Source organism: Psychrobacter sp. PAMC 21119 (assembly GCF_000247495.1).
Taxonomy (GTDB): Bacteria; Pseudomonadota; Gammaproteobacteria; order Pseudomonadales; family Moraxellaceae; genus Psychrobacter; species Psychrobacter glaciei.
In genome coordinates this window covers 15,127-38,760 of record NZ_AHVZ01000039.1, presented here as the reverse complement: position 1 = coordinate 38,760, position 23,634 = coordinate 15,127, and the positions used below count along the sequence as shown (strand labels likewise).

Below are 23,634 nucleotides of genomic sequence, written 5' to 3'. Positions count from 1 at the left end.
AAAGGATCAAACATGCCTTATCCATGTACCACGCGATATATGCTGTAATTATTGTGTTTATTCATAACTAGCTGTTTTTTAAGGAAATTTATAGGTTGGTAAAATATGATTCACTCGAGTAATAAAATCACGATAAGTGTTATCAATCAAAGAGATAAGAAAATTAACGCTTTTTAACTATGGCGAATGGGGTGTGGATAATGGTACACTAGGTCAATTGTAACAAAATATGTGGGAAAACAGCCATGAACCAACGAACCATAAAAGCAGCGATAGCTGTTACAGGTACCGGTCTCCATAGTGGTCAGCCTGTTGATTTAGAGTTTCATCCACAGCCAGTTGATACTGGTATTGTTTTCGAGCGCTCAGATATTGAAGGCAGTCAGCCAATTCCAGCCAGTGCTTTTTTAGTACAAGATACTATGATGTCATCCAATCTCGTATTCGGTGGCGCGCGTGTAGGTACTGTAGAACACTTATTAAGTGCAATTGCTGGACTGGGTGTTGATAACCTATTGATTCGTGTTTCCGCATCAGAAATACCTATCATGGATGGTAGTGCTGCGCCGTTTGTCGCATTACTGATGCAAGCTGGTTTTTGTGAGCAAGAAGCTTCAAAGAAGTTCATTAAGGTTGTAAGACCAATAAAAGTAAAAGTAGACGATAAATGGGCAGAGCTACGCCCTTATGAAGGCTTTGAATTAAATTTTGAGATTGACTTTGATCATCCTGCTATTGATAAAAACTTTCAGCATGCACAGCTACAGTTTTCTACGCAAAACTTTATAGAAGAGTTGAGTTCAGCGCGTACTTTTGGTTTTTTACGGGACATCGAAGCCCTACGTCAGAATAACTTGGCTTTAGGCGGTAGTATGGAAAACGCGATTGTCATCGACGAGGCCAATATCCTTAATGAAGAAGGCTTACGTTTTAATGATGAGTTTGTGCGCCATAAAATTTTGGATGCTCTAGGCGATTTATATCTGATTGGCTATCCAATTTTGGGTCGTTTTAACGCTTATAAGTCTGGTCATGCATTAAATAATTTGTTGGTACGTGAGATATTGTCTAATCCTGATAGCTTTGAAATTGTAACTTTTGATGACAATGTAACCTGTCCTATCGAATATTTGCCCCTAAAAGGGGTCGCAGTTGAAGGATGAATACAGGAATACACACGAAGTATCGAAACATTTACGCAATATTACATAAAATGGTTATAAGAACCATTAATTTATATTCTCGTATATAGATATATAAGTAAGTATTTTTAAATAATACAACGTTAGCGTAGATAATACCGACGCTGTAGGTAATCAAAAAATCATCTGTTAGTCGCATTCACATTGTGAAGCTGACTAACAGATGATTTTTTTTGTTTACGTCATTACAAAAACCTAGCGTAAATGGCCTCATTTTTTGGAAATAGTTACATAACTTTACATGATGAAGTCGAGGTTTTTAATGATTTGCTAAGCGCAAAAGTGCTTTTCTGAGCTTTTCATCAGTGGTGACATGCTCTGCGGCCTGTGATATAGTCCGCTTTGTGTTTTGGCTAAGAGCCTGATTTTCATTGGCTTTGTGAGACTTTGATAAAGTTGCTGATAGCGCTAATGGTTTTTTAGATGAAAGACTATGCGCAGGTATTTTAGCTACAACGACGCGAATTTGCTTGAGTTGTTTAAATGTAATCGACTGCTCTGTTAATATCTGCAAATAAGCGTTCTGTAAATAGCGAATATGGTTAGCAGCGGTCATTGAGCCCACACTGAGTGTTAATTGCTCAGAGGTTAAGCCAACGACCCAGCAGGTACTAAGAATTTCTTCCGGTAGACAGTCTATTAGAAGCTCTTTTATCTCAGTGGTTGCTTCAATATATAGACGCATATTGTCAGCAAGGGTTTGGGGTAGCGCGCTACCAGAAAAGGCTTGATGATCAATAAGTTGGGCAAGCCGATTAGGCTGTTTTTTTGACATCGTAATGACTCATCTAATAGGTGACAAAATCGATATTCATAACAAATAAGCTCAATATATATGGGATGGATAGCAAACGATTTATGAAGCAGAAGACCGCGCTGCCAATAATACCAGCGTTAGTTACTGTAGAAAAAAGAGTGAGCTGTTGTACTAAGGATTTTATCATGTTTATTTGATGATTATGTCCTCTAAACTAATTGATGCTTTGTCACGGATGACGAGCAGTCTTGTATTAACAAATAGGTAGTAAATTTATGAAACAAGCTTTATTAATTTTGTCAGTACTGGGAATGGGCATAGCACAAACGAGTGGTGCTGCCGAGACCACCTTTCAACCAAATAATACCTTGAGTCATACCATCACCAATATCTCTACTTCTGCGAACTACGGTTCTAGTCGTAACATCTATAGCACTAATAGTGGTGCTCATGTATATAGCAACGACGAAATCAGTCAAGCGATTGACAACTTAAGCGCACATGCCAAGCAAAAAGAATATCAGCTTGCCTCGCTAACCAGTCGTTTATCGTATGAGCAGCGTCAGCAGCAAGCCAGCCGTGTGCCTGATCGCAACTCTGCTCCTGCTATGGCAGCAGCAAGCGCGTCACGAGTAGCGCTATCTAGAAGCTCTGGTTACTGTGCTCGCTACGTACGCAAAGCGCTACAATCAGCAGGTTATGAATTTACGCCAAACCCTTCAGCTTATCAGTACGCCTCTCGTGGTACGCTTGCTCAAGCAGGCTTTAGCAAAATCAGTAACGATATGTCGCCACAAGTTGGTGATGTCGTAGTCTACAATCGCACGTCAAGTCGTCCACATGGTCATATCCAGATCTTTGATGGCAATGATTGGGTATCAGACTTCCGTCAAAACAGCATTAGCCCATACAGTGGCACTTATAGCTATACTACATGGCGTGACTCGCAGTACGTTGATGATGCATCAGACCGCGGTATCTACCTTGCAATGGCTGACTAATAAGCGTCAAGTACATCGTATTTTAAGTAAACCGTTTTCTCCGAATCCAGTAATGCTCTTAATGACATTGCTGGTTTTTTTTGTTTAATAATATTAGGGCGTGTCTTCATTTTAAAAATGGTGATAAAAATGAGATAAATTGCCGTCAAACAAGAAAAATAGCGCAGATAATATCGGGATATTAACCAGCTATTTGACGATGTTTGGCAAGATTTAGCCATTTTTAGCCCATTTAGATGACTATCGAGTGAATTGAAGACACGCCCTAGATACGCGTTATCGTTCAATTGCTATCGATGACGCTAGCTGGTTAAGTAAGGCGGCTTCAGGATCAAACCTAGACCAATAGCGATGGTCGTGAAAGTCAGGCGGAAAGGCATGTGTAGGTGCGAAATATAAAGCGGTTTCACCGAACCATAAAATGACGCAAGGATGTATGTGCTCAATAGTCATATTACTGATAGAAAAATTTTGGCTAGACAGTTTGTCTAATGGCACACCGAAGGTTCGCTCGTAGCTATGAGGTGTATGCGTTTTCGATAATTTGTTCGAGGCATTGGCATTTATTGATGGTATTTGCGTATTTGGGCGATCAGTCCAGCTAATCTTTGCGGGTGTACGCCCATTTGCTAATAACAAGCGGGGTGGTGGCAGAGTGGCAGGGTTTCGATAGCTGTCAAACTGATAAAGCGCATAACGACCATCTGGGCTGGCGTTAACTTCAATATAAGTCGAATTACTGCTAATGTCAGCCATATCGTGATTATTTATTGAGTTACCTGTTATAAAGCATTCAAGACAGCTCTCTTCCCACAAATAGTCAGTAAAGCCGACATTTGCTTCTTCCCAAGTAGGCCAGTCTAATTGACCCACCAAAGATTGTGTTGGCAAGGTGATTTGATAGGTTAGCTGTAAATGCAACTGTGGCTGCTGCATGATAGTCGCATGTACAACGACTTGGATAGCTCTTAGCGTGTCTATGCTAACGCCAAGCTGCTGGGCATCATCTGCTATCTTTTCAGTGGCGATGCAAAGGTTAAAAGTCTGGCTCATAATTTGGTATGACTCAAAAAGTTATAATATTTGAATGTTCAAAAGACCCTAAGTTCACAAAAAGATAAAAGCCGCGAGCAGATTGCATCACGGCTTTTAGGTTGTATCAAAACACTCAAATCAAGCTGAGTATGACACACTACTGCGTGTGACGAGCAAGGTTTGATAGCTTAGGATTGGCATTTGGATTTTTACGTAGTAACAAGGCCATGCGGCCAATTGAATGTACCAAAGAGGCCTTTGCTGCTGCGGCAAGCTCAGCACCGATGACATCGCGTTCTTCTTTTGTGCCAGCAGGTAATTTCACTTTGATGAGCTCATGATCTGATAAAGCGCGATCAATCTCTTCAGTAATGGTCGGGGTAATACCTTTATTGCCAATCATAACGACAGGTTTTAGCTCGTGACCGATGCCTTTTAGGCGTTTGATAGTAGCGTTATCGAGTTGCATAGAATTCCTAGGTGTTGGTAAAAATAAAAATGGTACTGTCAAAAAACAGTGATTGATCATTATAGATAATCTGTGCCCATCTTGCATGAGATCAGCAGGATTTTGCACGATTTTACGTGACGAAAATGTTAAACTGAATGTTTGGTCACATTATAAACGCTACTGCCTTATAAAGCAGTGTTTTAACCAATAGAATTTGGTCAGTTTGCGATCATCAACGAATAAATAGCCTGATTGATGACACATCTAGAGTAATCGACGCTTTATTGAATTTAGTTTGTCAGTGATAGAGCGATTCAAAAAATTGTATTCAGGTTTTGTAAGGTAATAGGAGCAGGTATTTTGGCCACGCGTATTGAGAACAAAAAACTGTCAAAGAGCAGCAGTGCTTGGATGAAAGAGCATATTGACGATCACTATGTCCAAAAGGCGCAAAAAGATGGCTATCGTGCCCGTGCCGCTTATAAGTTATTAGAAATAAATGAAAAGACCAACCTCATCAAAAAAGGCATGACGGTCGTTGATTTGGGTAGTGCGCCGGGCAGTTGGTCACAAGTTGCTGGTCAATTGGTAGGTGAACAAGGTATCTTGATTGCCTCTGATATCTTAGCGATGGATACCTTGCCTGATGTTACCTTTATCCAAGGTGATTTCCGTGAAGCTGAGGTTTTTGACGCCATTATGGCAGAAGTCGGTGACAGGCAGGTTGACGTAGTATTGTCTGATATGGCACCCAATACTGCTGGCAATAGCGCAATTGATCAGCCGCGTATGATGTACTTGTGCGAGCTGGCAGTGGACTTTGCACTTGCAACCTTACCAGAAGATGGCGCGCTTATTATGAAAGTGTTTCAGGGCGAGGGTACACAAGAATTACGCAAGCAGATGCAGCTCGATTTTAGTAAGATTCGTAGTATCAAGCCAGGTGCATCACGACCGCGCTCAAAAGAGATGTTTTGGATAGCGATTAAATAGTTTTAACATCAATGAGTTGTTGCTATTGTAAGCGAGATGATGAGTCACCATAAAGTATCATTAGCGCACTATAAAAACCGCTACAATCGTTAACTGAATAAAAGTGAAACCTGCTTGAATTATGCAGGACAACACCACATATCATGGTATATTAACTTTGTTTCGAGCATATGTTTTAAGCAAAGTCGTCTGAAAATAAGCGCTTTATCAGCTCATTTACGATAGGTCAATGATAGCGAGTACTTGTTAATGCGTCTTTTTAGTCGCTGCAATGCAAGTACAGTGTTAAGCGTCTGGGCAGTTATTCAAGCAATGAGCAATGCGTTTATAGACGTCACGTGTTTAGTAAACACACCAATAAGTAAGGGATGGGAATAACTAGTGAGCGACATGGTAAAAAATACCTTATTGTGGCTGGTGGTAATCGGCGTTTTGGTGCTGGTGTTTAGCGGCTTTGACCAATCGTCTGAGCCGGATAGCCTTAACTACTCTGAATTTGTGACCGCTGTGTCAGAAAGTCAGGTAGCCAGTGTTGAAATTGATGGCGAGCAGATCACCGGCGAAAAGAAAAATGGCTCATCTTTTGAGACCATTAGACCAGCCGTGGCTGATGAGCAACTAATGCCGTTATTGCGCGAGAACCAAGTTGAGGTTCAGGGCACAGCACCGAAACGTCAAAGCGTGTTGATGCAGTTACTGATAGCCAGTTTCCCAATCCTATTGATTATTGGTCTGTTCTTATTCTTTATGCGTAATATGCAGGGTGGTGCAGGCGGTAAAGGCGGCGGCCCAATGAGTTTTGGTAAGTCAAAAGCCAAGATGCTGACTGAAGACCAAATCAAGGTCAACTTCGAAGACGTGGCGGGTTGTGAAGAAGCCAAAGAAGAAGTGGTCGAAGTGGTCGAGTTCCTGCGTGATCCTGATAAATTTACCAAACTTGGTGCAACCATTCCACGTGGTATCTTGATGGTAGGTCCACCGGGTACTGGTAAAACGTTGCTAGCAAGAGCGATTGCTGGTGAAGCGAAAGTACCATTCTTCTCAATTTCCGGTTCTGATTTTGTTGAGATGTTCGTTGGTGTCGGTGCCTCGCGTGTCCGTGATATGTTTGAGCAAGCGAAGAAAAGCGCCCCTTGTATCATCTTTATTGATGAGATTGATGCAGTCGGTCGTCATCGTGGCTCTGGTATGGGCGGTGGTAATGATGAGCGTGAGCAAACACTTAACCAACTATTGGTTGAGATGGATGGTTTTGAAGGCAATGAAGGCGTCATCGTCATTGCGGCTACCAACCGTGCAGACGTTCTTGATAAAGCGCTATTGCGTCCGGGTCGTTTCGACCGTCAGGTACAAGTTGGCTTGCCAGACATCAAAGGCCGCGAGCAAATACTAAAAGTACATTTAAGAAAGTTGCCGAATACCGTTAGTGTTGATGCCAACTCTTTGGCTCGTGGTACACCAGGATTTAGCGGGGCACAGTTAGCCAACCTTGTGAACGAAGCCGCTTTGTTTGCTGCGCGTCGTAACAAGCGTAGCGTTGATATGAATGACTTTGAAGATGCCAAGGACAAGCTGTACATGGGTCCTGAGCGTAAATCAATGGTCATCCGTGAAGAAGAGCGCCGTGCCACTGCCTATCATGAAGCAGGTCATGCGCTAGTGGCTGAGCTACTACCGGGTACCGATCCAGTGCATAAAGTCACGATTATGCCGCGTGGTTTTGCCCTTGGGGTAACTTGGCAGCTGCCTGAGCATGATCAAACCAGTATGTATAAGTCAAAAATGCTCAGTGACATTGCGATTTTATTTGGTGGTCGTATCGCTGAAGAAGTCTTTATCAATCAAATGTCGACGGGTGCCTCAAACGACTTTGAACGTGCAACCAAAATGGCACGAGCGATGGTAACTAAATATGGCATGTCTGATGCCTTAGGTATCATGGTCTATGAAGATGATGACAATTCACAAGGTTACTTCGGTGGCGGTGGTCGTACGATTTCTGAAGCAACTCAGCAAAAAGTTGATGACGAAGTTCGCCGCATGCTAGAAGAGCAGTATGATATCGCTCGAGAACTGATTGAAGGCAATCAAGAAAAAATGCATGCGATGGTTGATGCGCTGATGAAGTGGGAGACCATTAATAGTGATCAACTGCAAGACATCATAGCGGGTGAAGATCCACGTCCACCTAGAGTGTACCAGCATAATGAAGTAAACTTAGCTAAAGATAATGTGAAAACGACGGGTTCGACCCCACCGCCATTACCAGCGATGTAGTTTACCGCTCATGAGTAGCAAACATAAAAAGCCCTTTTTAATAGAGGGCTTTTTTATTGTCATCATTTTATGAAGGATTTAGAAAGACAGCAGATTTACTGATATCATAAGAGAAAAATAGAGCGCTAGCCCAGTTTTTATAAATTTAATCTACAACGGATTGGCTATGTCATTATTTCAACCTTTACCTATTTATACCGTCTCTAGTCGCGAAAAAACTTTAGATTTATCGCAACCACACATTATGGGCATCCTTAACGTCACACCCGATTCATTTTCAGACGGTGGCCAGTTTAATGCTATTGATAGCGCGCTTGCTCATGCCAAAGAGATGATAGAGGCGGGTGCGACCATTATTGATATTGGTGGTGAATCTACCCGTCCAAATGCTGACGCCGTTGCTACCACTGAAGAAATGCAACGAGTTGTGCCAGTCGTTAAAGCAATTAGACAGCAACTTGGTAATACCGTTTGGTTGTCTATCGATACCAGTAATCCTACCGTTATGCAGGCAGCTTTTGAGGCAGGCGCTGATATTTGGAATGATGTAAGAGCGCTCAAACGCGAGGGTGCAGCAGCGTTAGCGGCTGAGCTTGATATACCAGTTATGTTGATGCATATGCGTGGTGAGCCGACGACGATGAAGAATCTGGCACGTTATGACGATGTGATCGCTGACGTCAAAGCGGAGCTAAGCGCTCGTATCGATGAAGTCACGAGCGTTGGTGTTAAGCGTGAGAAAATAATGATCGATCCAGGTTTTGGTTTTGCCAAAAACTACGAACATCATTGCGCGCTATTGTCTCAGCTAGGAGAGTTAAAAAGTCTTGGCTTGCCCATGATGTTCGGTATCTCTCGCAAACGTTTTTTGGCAGAAGTATTGACCAAAAGTGGCGTCGAAGCGGTGGCTACAACTGAGGCGTTAGAACGAGATACGGTCGGCGTTGCTGCTGGTATATTTGCCCTGCAACAAGGCGCTAGTATTATACGTACTCATAATGTCGCGATGATGCAGCAAGCAGTGGCGTTATGGCAGCAGTTATCTGCCTTCAATCAACACTAAAAAATCAATGCTAGAATAGCCCTAATCACTGCTATCGCACTATATGAATATCTAATAGTTAACATTTAATATTAATCTGAACACCTACTAAAATAATGAGAGTAATTCTATGACCACTACGACCCAGCCAGAGCCAACCAATGAACAGCGGCGTGTCATTTATCAAGCCCGTCGTGGCTTAAAGGAATTGGACTTTTATATTGACCTATATGTGAAAGAGCTTTATTTAACAGCAGATCCCGCTGAGCAAGAAAGCTTTGCCCAAATGCTGACTCATGAAGATCCAGATTTATTGGATTATTTTACCAATCAAAATCGTCCAGATGATGAAAGCATATGGGCGCTAGTGAATAAGATTAAAACATGGCGTCATACTAAGGATATATAGTCGATTTACTTTGAAACAGATACAGTGCGATTGGGATGAATTTTTCGTAGCCTCTGTGATAGCAGGAAGCAAAATTTATACCAGTCGTACCTAACAAGTAATATATCGATTTTATTCCGAACTGACCATATTATAGCTGGGTAGCTTATCAGTTAAGCTATCCATGATCTTGAGTTTCCTTTTATGTGGTTAAATTTGTATTGATGACTGAGACAATCTGATAAATATGACGGTTTTTCCCATATGGCAGTTTTGTATATATGACAATGATTACCTCACCACGGATTGATACTGCTATCAAGACCGCTAGCCATTTGCGTACGTTACTGTATCTTGGTTTGGCGTCAGTCATGCTTGGATTGGCATGGCTTGCTGCATTGGCGCTATGGCAATATGTATTGATATTAACGATCACGGCAGCCGTCGTTAGCTATCTGGCATTGTCGCGTCCTATTTTATTGCATCTAACGCAGCCACCGCTCGACCAGCGTGTCGATCAACAGTGGCAACTTCTGATACGCACGAGTCAAGGTGATGGGCTATGGCAAGCACAATTGAGGACTGTTCAACATAATTATTGGACGATGAGCTTTGATTTTATTATTACAGAGCCTTATCAGCGCCCTTTGTCGGTGACTGTATTTCGCGATCAAGTGAGCCTTGAGCAATGGCGAGAGCTAAATATTCTGGCGAATGTGAATGCTGCAACAACAACTTAATTGGGCACACGAGGTTTCTCCTGAATGTTCAACAGACCCTAGGTTTGTAATGATTTTAATAGGCCAATATGGTGAATAACAAAACACCTATCTCGATAGTAAGATAGATTTGTTATATTGAACTACAAAAGCATATTCAGCGTTTATGCCATCTATTGATTTTATAATGGTCTGGTTAGATGGCATAGCGGCTTAGAACAACAAATAAAATGAACAAAAAGGAAGAGATTATGAGCTTATTAGGGAATTTAGTCAGTCAAGTAGCACGTAGTGCGATGGCTCCAGATGATGCACAGCGCAATCCTGTCAATCAGCGCACGACATCACGCCGCACTGGCGGGCTGGGTGATATTTTAGGTGGGGTATTGGGCGGTGGCCAAACCGGCGGTTATAACCCACAGCAGTATGATCGTCAGACGGATAATGGATTTGGTCTGGACGACATTCTAGGTAGTCTCACCGGCAGCAGTCAACGCGGCGGTATGAGCACTGGTGCGGGTGGCTTGGGCGACATCCTAGGTAGCGTACTGGGTGGTCAAAGTAATAGAAGTGGCAGCGGTGGCGGCAAAGGCATGCTGGTTGCTGCGCTTATGCCCATGGTATTGAGCTGGATTCAGCGTAATGGCGGCTTAGGCGCTGCTCTCTCAAAAATTACAGGTATGGGTCACGACAATCAAGTACGTTCTTGGATGAGTAGCAATGAGGTCAATGACAATTTGGACCCCAATGAGATCAACCAATTATTTGACGAAAACGAGATTCAGCAAGTAGCCGCACAGACCGGTGCTAATGAGACTGAAGTGCGTCAAGGTTTAGCGGAGTTACTGCCAGAAGTGATGAACCAATTGACGCCAAATGGCAACCTAGACAATGAAGCTGAGGCCAATCAAGAGATTGATCAAATCATTGGCCAATTATCTAGTCGACTGGGTACGTTAAAATAACCACGCTAAAATAGCTGCTTTTTAACAAACCAGTATTGATAAAAATGCAATAAAAAAGAGTATGTCTAATCACGTACTCTTTTTTTACGACTAATTAATCGTTATGAGTCATTAGTCTAAAAGCGCTCATCTAATGTGTCTAGCGTATAGTTGAGCGCAGTAAAGCAAATATCACTCTTGAAACCTCTATATTGTAAAAATCGCAGTTGGCGAGCCTTGTCTTTTTGCTCAGTGGGGATGTCGTCACCATATTTTTTGGTGCGGGCGGCAACCGCTAATTTCAGCCAATCAATCCCTTCGACGAGGTTGTCGGCGCTGTCATCTACAAATTCGCTAAACTCATTTGACTCTGCATTCGCCATATCGATTAGCTCGTCGATATTACTAGGCATGATCATCTTTTTGCGATAAAACTCCTGCTTGATACGTCCACGTCCCCGACCTTTACGAATATTTTCACGAATAAGCATGAGGGTAGTGCGATAGTCACTTTGATAGCCTTTCTGCTCAAACTCTTCGAGTAGTGCATCGATTTTGGCAGGATTCTGCTCTTTATCGAGCAGCTTTTGTTTTAATTCAGCCTTGCCATGTTCACGGCGTGATAAATAGTAAAATGCTAACCAACGTAAGCGGCTTTCCGCTTTAATGGCATCAACATCGGCCTTTCGTTGTTCAGGGGTACGTAGATAGGCTTTTAATGCTGATGGCAAATTGTCCATTTGATTAGCTGCAGCAGTGTCTTTCTCTGGCTCTGATAAATGCTCATCAGTGGAACCAAATGTGGTGTCGTCGATGACGTTATCTGTATCTGAGTTTTCTTTTATATTGGACTTGTCATCTAACGAGTTATCATGAATGTCACGTTTAACTTCCGCTAGCATCTCTTTGATACTTTGCGGTTCAGGTGATTGATAAGTAGGTACATTATTAGGCTCTGGCTCAAAGTTAGCAGCCGGATGGAAGCGTTTCTTACGCTTTTTAGATTTGGTTTTAGAGGATTTAGATGAATGTTCAGGAGTAAAAAATGAGCTAGTGTCGTTGTCGGAGTGATCAAAGGTTTGAGACGTTTCATCGTCCTCAGAAGTTGAGCGCGTTGGACTAAACTTTGGATGTTTTGATTTAACTACAGGCTGTTGTCGCTTAGCAGATTTTTTAGAGAGATACTTTTGAGTGGCTGTTTTTTGTTTAGAGACAGGAGTACTAGCTGAATCGGCTTCCGACTCAGCTAGGATTTCGGCTAGGGTCTTAATTTCCATAATAAATCATGGTCATTGATAACGGATACTAATGAAGCCGTTATTGAACAGGTTCAGAAGCAAGTTCTGCATCGGCTTCATTAGTATCCGTTGCTTTGGCTTCTTTTTTGGATCCAAGTTTTTCATCACGAATTTTATCTTCAATCTCTTTTGCAATTGCAGGATTTTCTTTCAAGAACAATACAGAGTTGGCTTTACCTTGACCGATTTTTTCATCGCCATAGCTGTACCAAGAGCCTGCTTTACCGACTGCGCCAATTTCGACACCCAAATCAATCACTTCGGCTAAGTGGTTGGTACCTTCGCCATAAGTGATTTCAAACTCGGCTTGACGGAATGGCGGTGCCATTTTATTTTTAATAACTTTCACACGAGTTTGGTTCCCGATGATTTCATCACCGTTTTTGACCGCACCGATACGGCGAATATCCATACGGACTGAGGCGTAGAATTTCAGCGCATTACCACCAGTCGTGGTTTCAGGGCTACCAAACATGACACCAATTTTCATACGGATTTGGTTAATAAAGACCACCATACAGTTGGAGCGTTTGGCATTACCGGTAATTTTACGTAGCGCTTGGCTCATTAGACGTGCTTGCAAACCCATGTGTGAGTCACCCATTTCGCCTTCAATTTCTGCACGCGGTGTCAAGGCTGCGACTGAGTCAATGACGATCATATCGACGGCACCCGAACGTACCAACATGTCAGTGATTTCAAGCGCTTGCTCACCATTATCAGGCTGAGACAGCAGTAGGTCATCAGTTCTCACGCCAAGCTTGCGCGCATAAACGGGATCTAGTGCATGCTCAGCATCAATAAAGGCACACACGCCACCTTGCTTTTGGCATTCTGCAATCGCCTGCAGCGTCATGGTCGTTTTACCTGAGCTTTCTGGGCCGTAGATCTCAACGATACGACCTTTTGGCAGACCACCGATACCAAGGGCAATGTCTAGACCCAATGAGCCTGTTGATACCACATCAACATCCATAATGGCTGAGTCATCACCTAAATGCATGATAGTGTTTTTGCCAAATTGCTTTTCAATTTGACCTAGTGCCGCTTTGAGGGCTTTGGCTTTATTGTCGTCCATACTGGATTCCTTATCTTCAATCATTAGTGTAAGACTATAAATTTGGTGCTATAAAGAAAATATTCGTACCATGACAGTTAATGGCTTAATAGTGCTGATAATTATCTACATAGTAACCAGCGTTCAGCTAGATTATATAGGTTGTCATATCGATGAGATAGATAGTAATATTGGATATATCACCTTACTATACAGTAAAATCAAATAATGATAAAAGTAAAATTAAGTCCGTAATTAATGGCTACAGGGTTAACTTCTAGGCTGTATTAAGCTCATTGATCATGAAGCGCTTCTTTATGCGACTGTTGATTAGATAAGGTGATTATAACAAAAACCAAGGATCATATAGGGGGTTCGATGATGTTAAACGACACTATATGTCGCATGATAAATGACTGAAATTTTATATAGACTATGCTGGAGCTTATGTATTATTTCAGACGGGATAATGGGGTAGTTTGTCAATAGATTTATAAGTTGTCCACAACAAATAAATAGCGTCTATTTACCTTATGTGAAACATCGCTAATATTAAAATAATATTTTAAAATATTAAAAATAATTTATTATGATTTAAATTTGAACATAAGTTATTGAATAATATAGATTTTTAAATTGTACAAAAAATGAACGATTTTACCTAACCCTTTAAGCTACCTAGGAAAATCCTTGTCAAGTAGTGACTTATACACAGGGTTATCCACAGCTTATGGGGAGAACTCGTGCAGCCCTTATAGTACCAATGCTTGCATAGATGTATAGTATCAGCGAATCATTCAATTATACGTTTTGTGCCATCATGCAACTATTTTTTATCTGGCAATTTCGTCAAAATTGCTATGTTTCACATATTGCTGCTTTGTTAATTTAATAAATAAAATTCTTCAAAGCGTCTCAAACAGAGGGTTTGGCTGATTAAATACTGAATATATTTAGATAAAATGAGGATGGGTAATACCAGCTGCATAAAAAAGCGGCTAAATGTCTTAGCCGCTTTGTCAAAAGTCATTAAGGGTAACGCGATAAGGCTTACTCTTTAATATAGATTAAATCCCAGACACCATGCCCGCGCTCTAAACCGCGGCGCTCAAACTTGGTCATTGGACGAAAGTCAGGGCGGTCAGTAAAGTTGCCTGCACCCGCTTGATTGGTGAGTCCTGAAAAACCGTCTAAAACCTCAACCATCCAAAAGGCATAATGCTCCCAGTCGGTTGCCGTATGGAACCAGCCACCTTGTTTTAAACTGCGCGTGACAATCGCCATACGTTCAGGGCTGACAAAACGACGCTTATAATGGCGCTTTTTTTGCCATGGATCAGGGAAGTAGAGCTGAATACGGTCGATATGATTTTCTGGAAGCTGCTTTAGCAATTGGATGGCGTCGCCGTTAATGATTTTGACGTTACTCAAACCTTTTGTACCTGCCATATAAGCACATTTACCGATACCTGGCTCGTGTACTTCAACACCCACAAAGTTACGGGTAGGCTCGGCAGCTGCCATCTCAATGAATGAGTCACCCAGTCCAAAACCAATCTCTACAGTAAGCGGCGCATCAATACCGTTGGGCGTATCGGCGAATAGTACGCGCAAGTCATCGATACCATCAAGATTGCCGTCACCGAAGCTGTTATTAACCAAGTAGTCAGCAAACTCTGGATCAGTGAGAGCCATCTCGGCGTTCTTATTCATGTGCGTGCGCCGTTTCATAAAAGTATTCACAATACGAATATGTTTATCGTTTTGCGAAACGGTCTCGATGGCAGTATTAGGCTCAGCCACTTGATTTATATCATTTGAGTTATCGGGATTAGAGGATTGGTTCATAGGGTTACTAAGACTTTATAAAGTTGCGAATATGAGCGTATTATAGGTTAAATATGAGCAAGTGTGAACGTTCAATTATCAGGCAGTTGCTGATGGCGTAAACCGCTTTCACTCTCCTTTCAAACATTTTCTAAGCTTTCGTACATAATTTTAAACCTGCATCGATGATATCGTCCGTAGAAACTTTGGCGTCAGCAGGTGATAAATAGTTTTTATCTGTTTCAGTATCTGTCTCAGTATCGCGCCAGATTGTATCTTTTGCACTGAGCGTTTTCATTGGCGGCTTATCAATGTCTGTATTTGAATCAGCATTGAGCATATAACGCTCTCCACTGAGGGTTGTTATAGAAACAATTGATTTGTCGTCAATGTTATCACATCTTATTACCACACTCTCGGCAGTAAATGGCCATTGACCTACAAAGGTGCTTTGATCAAAACCTAGCTCATTTTTATAAGGATCAGATATGGCACTGACGTTAACGATGATAAGGGTTATAGCAGTAGCGATTAGAACGGTAATAGTCATAATGGTTATGATTATATTGCGCTTGAGTGTAGACATGAGATGCTCACGAATCAAATAAGGACAAGAGCTTAGTCGCTCTATGATTGGCTTTTGCATCAGTTTATACTAAAGATATTCTATAAATATGAAATATTAATGAAGAATATAAAGAGTGTATTTAATCTGATTATTCGCTTAAAAAAGTATCTTACAGTGATTATTGATACGCTTTTTATCGAGAGCCTACTGCTATGTTATTTATCGAGAGCCTACTGCTATGTTATTTATCGAGACGGATTCACCGCCACCGTTTTACCAAGAACAGCTGACTGCTGTCAAGCGTGAGCAGTTGGATAAATGGTTTATCGGTCATCGTACCCAACGCTATTATCTCAAGCGCTTCGCGGAGTTTGATAAGCAAGGCTATTTATCGCCAAAATGGCACTGGGCCGCGTTTTTTATTACTTTTCCTTGGCTACTATATCGCAAGCGCTATATGGATGCGATCGTCTATAGCGTGGCAGGTTGGTCTTTTATTCAGCTTAATATTGCGATTGTGTTGGTTGTCTTTGAATTTGTGGCGATGTCTTATATTCCTGATGCGTATCAAATGGCAACGCGGCTAGGTATTGCTGCGATGATTTGGCTGTATTGGGCGTGTATGGTGGCGCGTTGGACAGACGCTTATTACTACCGTATGGCACGGCGCGAAATCGCTGACGCCGTTGATGACCATCCACGAGATGACACTGCGCAGCAGGCACATCTGCACCGAGAGGGTGGGGTGAGCTTATTTGGTTTGGGATTGGGCTTTGGGCTTTTTGCTTTCGCCTTACTGGTGATTAAGGTACAGTTTTTACCTATTATCGCGAAGCCAAAAGCCAATGAAATATTATTCAATGCTTATGACATCACCAAAACGACGCAGAATCGTGTGGCTGTCATTTACCAACAGACTGGGCAGTGCCCCATTGATTTGCCATTTAACATAGACGACCCGCAAGTGCTGGTACGTATTGACACTCAAGTGCCGGGCGTTCCTAAAACAGATTGTGCCGTCATAGGAACGATCCATGATGTTAAATTCCCACTGCGTTATCTCAATGAGCAAACAGTGGCTTTTTATCATGTGGAAGATAACGATAGTTGGCAATGCACCAGCTCGCTAAACGAAAAACTGGCGCCGCCAAACTGCTCAACGGATTAAAAAAGGTAGTTAAGCTTTAGGATCAGGAACGATATCGTCTTTTTCATCAACGGGCGTCGCTTGGTTTTTTAGGGCGTCAGAAAACTCACTCAAATCCATCTTACGGGCTTTACCAATATCCTCATCAAATAAGCTTTCAAGCTCTGCCATTGATGACTGTACTGATTCAATCAGGCTGGCTTCATCATCATAGATGGCTTGCTGACGTTCAATCAAGTCGTCATCATAATCACGGAAAGTCTGTACGGTTTCGCGCGCTTTTTCTGGAGAGATGCCGAGCAGCTGCAAGGACTCACGCGACATATCTAATGACGATAAATAAGTCTCACGCCAAATATGGCGCACCCCAACTTCACGGAGGCGATAATAATGCTGACGATCGCGCGCTCGTGCCAAGACGATTAAATCAGGGTAGTTCTTACGCAAGTATTGAGCGGTGGTAATAGAGCGCTCTAAGTCGTCAATGGCAAGAATAAACACACGTGCTTTTTTGATACCAGCGGCACGTAATATTTCAGGGTTTTTTGGATCACCATAATAGACTTGGTTACCAAAGCGACGGACAAAATCCACCCGATTGGCAGAGCGTTCGATGGCTGTGAATTCGATATTATGCATGCGTAATACACGACCGATAATCTGACCGACACGGCCAAAGCCCGCGATAATGACCTGATGCTCATGATCGGGAATGGTGTCGTACTCACGGCTGGGTTTGCTTTTGGCAAATAATGGCTCTCCTATTTTTTCTAATAGTAAGAATGCCAATGGCGTCAGCGCCATAGAGATGGTCACAATGAGATTTAGGGTGTTTGCTAGCTCAGGTCGCAGAACGTTTTGGGCGGTGGCCACACTGAACAAGACAAACGCAAATTCACCCCCTTGAGCGAGAGTCACCCCCAATCTGATACTGGTTGGCCATCGATTGCCAGATATTTTTGCGATAGCGGTGACCACACCGAATTTGATAAACATCAATGCCATCGCACAGCCGATAATAAAGATGGGCTTGGCCAAAATGAGTTTGACATCAGTCAACATACCGACTGACATAAAGAATAGCCCCAATAGCAATCCTTTAAAGGGTTCGATACTGGCTTCTAACTCGTGACGGTACTCCGAATCTGCCAGCAATACGCCAGTCAAAAATGCGCCAAGCGCCATCGATAGACCAATTTGACCCATCAAGATAGAGACACCCATGACGATAAATAGTGCGACCGCAGTCAGTAATTCTGTCGCACCACTAGAGGCGACAAATTTAAAGAAAGGTCGAACCACATAGCGGCTGGCAAAAATCAGTCCAGCGAAAACGGCGAAAACCTTGCCAAAATAGATTAAGTCGTAGCTCTGCTCGCGCACCCCTGACAAAAACGGAATGACCGCTAATAAAGGAATCACGGCAATATCTTGGAATAACAAGATGGTAAACGCTTCACGCCCATGAGTACTAGACAGCTGCTGTTTTTCAGTCAGTATTTGTAGCACAAAAGCGGTAGAAGAGAGCGCCAAGCCGAAACCGACGATAAAAGCAGTATCGAGTTGTAAGGAGAAAAATTGATATAGGATACCCATCAATAAGGTGCCGGAAAGACCGACCTGCAAGCCGCCAAGGACGAATATTGAGCGGCGCAGCGCCCAAAGCCGTGAAGGCTGGAGCTCAAGACCAATGATGAAGAGCAGCATCACCACGCCAAATTCAGAAAAATGTAATAAGCTCTCAGCATCGCCCGCTACATCTAGCGCACTAGGCCCTAAGATAAGTCCGGTGATTAAATAACCAAGGACGGTCGCAATACCAAAGCGTTTGCCAAGGGGTACAAAGAGCAGCGCGGCTCCCAAGAAAATTGTAGCTTGTAACATTAAATTTGGTGAGCCGGCGGCGGCAGCGAACATCTGGAATCCTCAAAATTGGCAATAAAATAAGCAATGTGAAACAGTCAATATAAAACAAGAAGGACAATAATAAATAACGCGAGCATACGTTATTTTTTGCGATAAATCTTCCACACGCCATTATCGGCAAGCGGATTGTTATAAGCATCATTACGACGCTTACGCGGTGTCTGCCGACTGTCTATTATCTTAAAATTGGGCAAAGCGTGGACAATGAGTCCAGTACGATAAAATCGCACGCGCTCAGGCTCTAACATCTCACCTTTATTATCGCGACAAAAGACGTACGCACGCAAATCAATAAATTCACGATGAGCGACCAAACGTGCCTCATCATCGTTATCAAATACGGTTGCCATACGCGCAATCTCATCAGCGCTGTAATCCCCGCATTTATCCGTAAGTGCACCGACTGAGCCAAAACTTTTAGATTCTTTAGCGTGAGTTTTGGTTAGATGCAGTCGTTGCACATGATAAATAAACTGCGGTATTTCGAGGCTAGCTGGTAGCGGCAGATAATCAGGTGGTAGATTGGCCGCAGGATAAAAGGCCATCGCGCGTTCGAGCAGAGTCTGCCAACGCTGTTGATAAGCTTTGACTTCGGCTAAATTGCCTTCATAGATAGGCATGTCGCGAACTTGTCGTAAAATATCAGGTGGAAATTGCGCATCACGAAAGCTGGCGATGTCTTCTTGCAGGGTTGATAGCAAAACCTTGGCGTGTTTTTTGCCATCTTTTGAGGTAGGGTCGTCGATATAGTCTGGGGCGACAAAAGGTGCTGAGCGTCTAGACATAGTGGGATATCATCAATGAATAAATTAAAAAGATACTAATAAGTATGTTTGCCAATGTTCAATAGGGTTTGAATTGATCATTTATCATTAATTGATAGTTATTATAACCATATAAACTTACTGGCACTTTATTTTTTTAAAGTGATTGAGCAAATTTTAATGAGAGTTGCCAATATAGCAGCCATATGAAGAGCTGGCTTAGTATTAAATTAGCATCGCTTAATCTTAATCTTAATCTTAATATTAATACAGCATACAGATTTTGCTGAGTAGCGTTATTGACGGACTCTAATATAGCTGCTCAATGATTGTGACCAATATGACCCCCATTATCAACGGTGCGCTCGGAGATGTCACAGACTAATGCATCGCTATGGGTAGCTGTTTGCGGATGCGATGAGCTTTCGACCTGAATAGTCGCATGATGAATGCCAAGTGTTAATAAGCTTTTTTCCAGATCCTCAATCAGCAGACTTGATTCATGAATACTCATTTCTCCATCGACGACAACGTGACAAGACAGTGCATTTAAGCCGCTGGTGATACTCCAAACGTGCAGATCGTGTACCTTGTGTACTTGAGGATGGGCGATCAGTTTTTGCTCCACATTGACTAGCGATATACCTGCTGGCGTGCCTTCCATCAATATATGGACTGAATCGCGTACAACGCGGTAACCGCTGATTAAAATCAGGATGGCAACGATGACTGACGCCGCCGCATCTGCCCACAACCAACCAAAACCTATCATTAGTAATGCGGCAATAATAGCCGCAACCGAACCCATCAAGTCGCTCAAGACATGCAAATAAGCACTTTGCATATTCAGATTCACTGGTGCTTTGCTATCAGATGCTTTGTCTATACTGGCGCCGTGGCTATGCTCATTTTCAGCGTGGCTACCTCGGTGCATCAACCAAGCGACTAAAATATTAATCAGCATGCCAATGGTCGCAATGATAAGCATCCCTTGGGTAGCAATGTCAGGCGGTGAATTAAATCGTTTAATCGCTTCATAAAAAATCATCAGCGCGATAATAACCAAAGTAGCGCCATTTACCCCCGCCACCAAAATTTCAAAGCGCTTATAACCAAAGGTCTTTTGATGGGTCGCTGCTTTTTCACCAATTTTGAACGCCATTAACGTCGCGCCAAGGGCCACCGCATCGCTGAGCATGTGACCGGCATCGGATAATAGTGCCAAACTACCGGTGAGCCAGCCACCGATCGCTTCGATAAACATGTAGCCAGTGATTATAATAAAGCTAAACAGTAAAGTGCGCTGATAGCCTTTGGTATCGCGCGGTGCCGTGGTCTGTTCTAAGTGTTCATCGTGGTCGTGAGTGTCTTGCTTGTCATGAGTGTAATTGCTCTCATTATCTTGAAGCAGAGGTTCAGGCATATCAGCATCGCTCTGATGAGAATGGTTACTTCGTTCAGGGTTTGAATTATTTTGACTCATAACAACACTCAGGATGATAGAAGGTAAAATGGATGGTTTATAAAGCTGGGTTTGCTGTGCATAAACCAGACAGATATACAGAATTTAGCACATTTAATAAATGCTTGCTGTATCTAGGGCGTGTCATCAATTAGCACATTTATATATTTAATGGTCTTAAAATGGCTAAATTTTGCTAAACATCGTCAGAAATTTTGCCAATATGTTCATATTAGCGGCTATTTCTTCCTTGTTTATCTGCAATTTTTCTCATTTTAAGCCTCACAATCTAATTGATGACACGCCCTAGGCGGTAAACGATGAATGACCGATTTTGAATAGCGTTCTTTAGTAACGGCGAGCTATAGTGTGATGATTGTAGTTAAAGGATCACGATTAGGAATTGGGCATCACCAACCGACAGGATCGACATCCAAAGTAAGCTTCAGATATTTCGCGCTTGGCAAGGCGAGTACCGGTTGCCACCATTGATTTAATACTTGATGTAACTGTCGTCGATCTTTGGCTAGCAGTAGCAATTGTACATGGTAGCGGCTGTTCTTCTTGCTCATCGGTGCGTCGATAGGACCAAGCACAGCAAGATTATGGCCATTAGGTAGAATGGCAATCGCATCTTTCAATGCTTGCGTCGTAGCGGCAAGCGTTTTGCCTTCGCAGCGTATCAAAGCAGCATGGCTATGCGGCGGTAACCCCATCATTTTGCGCTCTTGCAATAGTTCGCGAGCAAAGGACAGATAACCATCTTTTACCAGCTTTAATAACAGCTCATTATCTGGCTGCAAGGTTTGAATCAATACACGACCAGACTTATCACCGCGTCCAGCACGACCAGCCACCTGAATCATTAATTGCGCGGTATGTTCTGGCGAGCGAAAGTCAGCGGATAAAAAGCCACGATCAGCATTGGGCAAGCAGACCAAGGTAACATTGGGAAAGTGATGACCTTTGGCGACCATTTGCGTGCCGACTAAGATGGCAGGCTTGCCTTCATTAATACGCTGATAGATATTCTCCCAGCTGTCTTTATGTCTGGTCGTATCACGATCGATTTGGATAATGGGATACAACTCTTTACTGGTTTGCGGATTGGCAAAAATCGCGTGCAGGTTTTCGCTGAGTCTTGTGGTACCCATCCCTTTGGCATCTAGGTTTTGACTGCCGCAATCAGGACAAACGGTGGGAATATAAGCTTGCCAATCGCAATGATGGCATTTTAAGTACGAGCTGCTTGAATAGGAATTAGATTGCGATTGACTATTATAATGAACGGTTAAATGCGCGTCACAGCGTGGACAATCTGCCTGCCAACCACAAGCCTTGCATAGCAAAACTGGCGCATAGCCACGACGATTTAAAAATATCAATACTTGATCGCCCGCTTCGAGCGTTTGCCGTATCGCACCAATTAACGCATCGGTCAGCCCCGTATCATAGCGTGCACCATCATCTTGAGTCTGTTGATGGGTGCTTTGCAGGCGCGCATCAATCAGCTGCATGGTTGCAGGCTTTGCATTGCCAGGGCGAGTCTGCAGTTGGCATTCTACTAATTTGCCGTCATCGACCAGTTTTAAATGCTCAAGCGACGGGGTCGCGGTACCAAGTACGACAGGAATGTTGCATTGCAGGCCGCGATAAAGCGCGACGTCAGCGGCATGATAACGTAGGGTATCTTGTTGTTTATAAGAACCATCATGTGCTTCGTCGACGACGATAAGTCCTAAATCAGCAAAGGGATATAGCACTGCTGAGCGCGTCCCGATAATGATTTGAGCATGACCCGTGCGGCAATCTTGCCAGCCTTGTAAGCGATGAGTGTTGGTCATGCCGGAGTGTAGCAAGACAATATGGGCGGCAAAACGACTGGCAAAGCGCGCGCGCGTCTGCGGGGTCAAACCAATCTCCGGTACTAAAATCAAAACCTGTTTGCCCGCTTCTAATACGGCTTGCATCGCTTGCAGATAAACTTCGGTCTTGCCACTACCAGTAATGCCGTTCAGTAAAATCCCCGTGTAGCGCTCAGCTTCGTGCGCCGCAATAATAGCGTCGACAGCAAGCGCTTGCTCATCATTGAGATCGAGTGGCATTTTTGCGAGTTTGACAGGAGCAGGTGCTTGTTTTGGCTCAATATAGCGCTCGATCAGGCCTTTATCTTCCAGCGTTTTTAAAAAACTGCGCTGCATACCTTCTAACAGCAGCACATCTTCGCTCGCACCGCGCTCACCGTGTAATTTTAACATATCAAATTGTTGCTTTTGCTTTTTGGCATTGGCACGAAAATCGCCATCAGCTATATGCGGCAAAATTCGCCAGTGCGTAATCAGCAAGTCTAGTGGCTTGCCTTGACGAACGAGACTGGGCAAGATGACAGCTAACACATCACCAAGCGGATAGTGGTAATAGCTTGCCAGCCAATAAGCCAGTTTTAGCATGCTGGCATCTAAAATCGGCTCAACATCTAAGCATTTATTAATAGGTTTGAGTTTTTTTATCGGTACGCTGCTATCCGCTTCAGCGATATGAGCGACCACGATACCGATTAAGGTTTGACGACCAAAGGACACCTCGACGCGGCTACCAATTGGCGGTATCCATGGTGAATTATTATCTGGCAAAGCATTCATATCTGCCGGTAAGCTATAGTCAAACACCCGATAAAGGGGCACGGGCAGAGCAACTTGTACCAACATAAAATACATCTCTATTGTTTGGGTATTTAAGTAATGAGAATAATAGTAAGCCCAAATAGTGATATTTG

General features: G+C 43.0%; 20 protein-coding genes. 9 read left to right on the top strand and 11 right to left on the bottom strand.

What is annotated here, in order from left to right; all coding sequences use genetic code 11:
• Positions 1–245: 245 nt before the first annotated feature.
• The gene (gene lpxC, locus RH96_RS12505; protein ID WP_010201470.1) at positions 246–1,163 is read left to right on the top strand and encodes a UDP-3-O-acyl-N-acetylglucosamine deacetylase; all 918 of its coding nucleotides are present in this window, start codon (positions 246–248) and stop codon (positions 1,161–1,163) included.
• A gap of 298 nt (positions 1,164–1,461) precedes the next feature.
• On the opposite strand, the gene RH96_RS12500 is transcribed toward lpxC, so the two are convergent.
• Positions 1,462–1,977, bottom strand: coding sequence for a hypothetical protein (locus RH96_RS12500; RefSeq protein ID WP_010201467.1), 516 nt, complete (start codon positions 1,975–1,977; stop codon positions 1,462–1,464).
• Positions 1,978–2,234: 257 nt separating this feature from the next.
• Between RH96_RS12500 and RH96_RS12495 the strand changes: the two genes are divergently transcribed.
• Positions 2,235–2,960, top strand: a complete 726-nt coding sequence (locus RH96_RS12495) for a CHAP domain-containing protein (RefSeq protein WP_010201465.1) — start codon at positions 2,235–2,237, stop codon at positions 2,958–2,960.
• Positions 2,961–3,236: 276 nt separating this feature from the next.
• Here the strand turns inward: RH96_RS12495 and RH96_RS12490 are convergent, their stop codons facing one another.
• Entirely contained in the window at positions 3,237–4,013 is a 777-nt protein-coding gene (locus tag RH96_RS12490) for a hypothetical protein (protein WP_010201461.1), read from the bottom strand.
• A 139-nt stretch (positions 4,014–4,152) separates the two neighbouring features.
• Positions 4,153–4,464 (bottom strand): YhbY family RNA-binding protein, encoded by a 312-nt coding sequence (locus tag RH96_RS12485; protein ID WP_010201459.1) that lies wholly within the window; start codon positions 4,462–4,464, stop codon positions 4,153–4,155.
• A 342-nt stretch (positions 4,465–4,806) separates the two neighbouring features.
• On the opposite strand from RH96_RS12485, the gene RH96_RS12480 reads away from it, so the two are divergent.
• From RH96_RS12480 to RH96_RS12455, 6 genes are all read left to right on the top strand, one after another.
• Positions 4,807–5,439, top strand: a complete 633-nt coding sequence (locus RH96_RS12480; protein WP_010201458.1) for an RlmE family RNA methyltransferase — start codon at positions 4,807–4,809, stop codon at positions 5,437–5,439.
• A gap of 381 nt (positions 5,440–5,820) precedes the next feature.
• Entirely contained in the window at positions 5,821–7,716 is a 1,896-nt protein-coding gene (gene ftsH, locus RH96_RS12475) for an ATP-dependent zinc metalloprotease FtsH (protein WP_010201457.1), read from the top strand.
• Between the two features lie 166 nt (positions 7,717–7,882).
• A complete protein-coding gene (gene folP / locus RH96_RS12470; RefSeq protein WP_010201455.1) occupies positions 7,883–8,779 on the top strand; it encodes a dihydropteroate synthase in 897 nt (298 codons plus the stop codon).
• Positions 8,780–8,888: 109 nt separating this feature from the next.
• Positions 8,889–9,167 (top strand): succinate dehydrogenase assembly factor 2, encoded by a 279-nt coding sequence (locus tag RH96_RS12465; protein ID WP_010201454.1) that lies wholly within the window; start codon positions 8,889–8,891, stop codon positions 9,165–9,167.
• 260 nt (positions 9,168–9,427) lie between these two features.
• Entirely contained in the window at positions 9,428–9,886 is a 459-nt protein-coding gene (locus tag RH96_RS12460; RefSeq protein WP_010201452.1) for a hypothetical protein, read from the top strand.
• 230 nt (positions 9,887–10,116) lie between these two features.
• Positions 10,117–10,830 (top strand): YidB family protein, encoded by a 714-nt coding sequence (locus tag RH96_RS12455; protein WP_010201450.1) that lies wholly within the window; start codon positions 10,117–10,119, stop codon positions 10,828–10,830.
• A gap of 116 nt (positions 10,831–10,946) precedes the next feature.
• On the opposite strand, the gene RH96_RS12450 is transcribed toward RH96_RS12455, so the two are convergent.
• From RH96_RS12450 to RH96_RS12435, 4 genes are all read right to left on the bottom strand, one after another.
• Positions 10,947–12,086, bottom strand: a complete 1,140-nt coding sequence (locus RH96_RS12450; protein ID WP_010201448.1) for a regulatory protein RecX — start codon at positions 12,084–12,086, stop codon at positions 10,947–10,949.
• A gap of 40 nt (positions 12,087–12,126) precedes the next feature.
• Positions 12,127–13,185 (bottom strand): recombinase RecA, encoded by a 1,059-nt coding sequence (gene recA, locus RH96_RS12445; protein ID WP_010201447.1) that lies wholly within the window; start codon positions 13,183–13,185, stop codon positions 12,127–12,129.
• Positions 13,186–14,214: 1,029 nt separating this feature from the next.
• Positions 14,215–15,012 (bottom strand): tRNA (guanosine(46)-N7)-methyltransferase TrmB, encoded by a 798-nt coding sequence (gene trmB / locus RH96_RS12440; protein ID WP_010201446.1) that lies wholly within the window; start codon positions 15,010–15,012, stop codon positions 14,215–14,217.
• Between the two features lie 130 nt (positions 15,013–15,142).
• A complete protein-coding gene (locus tag RH96_RS12435; RefSeq protein ID WP_157999889.1) occupies positions 15,143–15,541 on the bottom strand; it encodes a hypothetical protein in 399 nt (132 codons plus the stop codon).
• 256 nt (positions 15,542–15,797) lie between these two features.
• Between RH96_RS12435 and RH96_RS12430 the strand changes: the two genes are divergently transcribed.
• Complete coding sequence (locus RH96_RS12430) at positions 15,798–16,727, top strand: DUF2628 domain-containing protein (protein WP_010201443.1); 930 nt, start codon at positions 15,798–15,800, stop codon at positions 16,725–16,727.
• Between the two features lie 9 nt (positions 16,728–16,736).
• Here RH96_RS12430 and RH96_RS12425 read toward each other — a convergent pair whose 3' ends face one another.
• The 4 genes from RH96_RS12425 to RH96_RS12410 form a co-directional block, all read right to left on the bottom strand.
• Positions 16,737–18,623 carry a monovalent cation:proton antiporter-2 (CPA2) family protein gene (locus RH96_RS12425; protein ID WP_010201442.1) on the bottom strand — a complete coding sequence of 629 codons (1,887 nt, stop codon included), beginning with the start codon at positions 18,621–18,623 and terminating at the stop codon, positions 16,737–16,739.
• Positions 18,624–18,712: 89 nt separating this feature from the next.
• Positions 18,713–19,417 (bottom strand): hypothetical protein, encoded by a 705-nt coding sequence (locus RH96_RS12420; RefSeq protein WP_010201440.1) that lies wholly within the window; start codon positions 19,415–19,417, stop codon positions 18,713–18,715.
• 301 nt (positions 19,418–19,718) lie between these two features.
• Entirely contained in the window at positions 19,719–20,819 is a 1,101-nt protein-coding gene (locus RH96_RS12415) for a cation diffusion facilitator family transporter (protein WP_010201439.1), read from the bottom strand.
• Positions 20,820–21,268: 449 nt separating this feature from the next.
• Positions 21,269–23,566 (bottom strand): primosomal protein N', encoded by a 2,298-nt coding sequence (locus RH96_RS12410; protein WP_010201438.1) that lies wholly within the window; start codon positions 23,564–23,566, stop codon positions 21,269–21,271.
• Between the last annotated feature and the right edge of the window lie 68 nt (positions 23,567–23,634).

Coding starts and splice junctions, on each gene's coding strand:
- RH96_RS12430 (WP_010201443.1), top strand. CDS start 15,798: ATGTTATTTATCGAGACGGATTCACCGCCACCGTTTTACCAAGAACAG.
- RH96_RS12455 (WP_010201450.1), top strand. CDS start 10,117: ATGAGCTTATTAGGGAATTTAGTCAGTCAAGTAGCACGTAGTGCGATG.
- RH96_RS12500 (WP_010201467.1), bottom strand. CDS start 1,977: ATGTCAAAAAAACAGCCTAATCGGCTTGCCCAACTTATTGATCATCAA.
- folP (WP_010201455.1), top strand. CDS start 7,883: ATGTCATTATTTCAACCTTTACCTATTTATACCGTCTCTAGTCGCGAA.
- RH96_RS12450 (WP_010201448.1), bottom strand. CDS start 12,086: ATGGAAATTAAGACCCTAGCCGAAATCCTAGCTGAGTCGGAAGCCGAT.
- RH96_RS12485 (WP_010201459.1), bottom strand. CDS start 4,464: ATGCAACTCGATAACGCTACTATCAAACGCCTAAAAGGCATCGGTCAC.
- lpxC (WP_010201470.1), top strand. CDS start 246: ATGAACCAACGAACCATAAAAGCAGCGATAGCTGTTACAGGTACCGGT.
- RH96_RS12410 (WP_010201438.1), bottom strand. CDS start 23,566: ATGTTGGTACAAGTTGCTCTGCCCGTGCCCCTTTATCGGGTGTTTGAC.
- RH96_RS12490 (WP_010201461.1), bottom strand. CDS start 4,013: ATGAGCCAGACTTTTAACCTTTGCATCGCCACTGAAAAGATAGCAGAT.
- RH96_RS12415 (WP_010201439.1), bottom strand. CDS start 20,819: ATGCCTGAACCTCTGCTTCAAGATAATGAGAGCAATTACACTCATGAC.
- trmB (WP_010201446.1), bottom strand. CDS start 15,012: ATGAACCAATCCTCTAATCCCGATAACTCAAATGATATAAATCAAGTG.
- RH96_RS12425 (WP_010201442.1), bottom strand. CDS start 18,623: ATGTTCGCTGCCGCCGCCGGCTCACCAAATTTAATGTTACAAGCTACA.
- RH96_RS12465 (WP_010201454.1), top strand. CDS start 8,889: ATGACCACTACGACCCAGCCAGAGCCAACCAATGAACAGCGGCGTGTC.
- RH96_RS12435 (WP_157999889.1), bottom strand. CDS start 15,541: ATGACTATTACCGTTCTAATCGCTACTGCTATAACCCTTATCATCGTT.
- RH96_RS12495 (WP_010201465.1), top strand. CDS start 2,235: ATGAAACAAGCTTTATTAATTTTGTCAGTACTGGGAATGGGCATAGCA.
- RH96_RS12460 (WP_010201452.1), top strand. CDS start 9,428: ATGACAATGATTACCTCACCACGGATTGATACTGCTATCAAGACCGCT.
- RH96_RS12420 (WP_010201440.1), bottom strand. CDS start 19,417: ATGTCTAGACGCTCAGCACCTTTTGTCGCCCCAGACTATATCGACGAC.
- recA (WP_010201447.1), bottom strand. CDS start 13,185: ATGGACGACAATAAAGCCAAAGCCCTCAAAGCGGCACTAGGTCAAATT.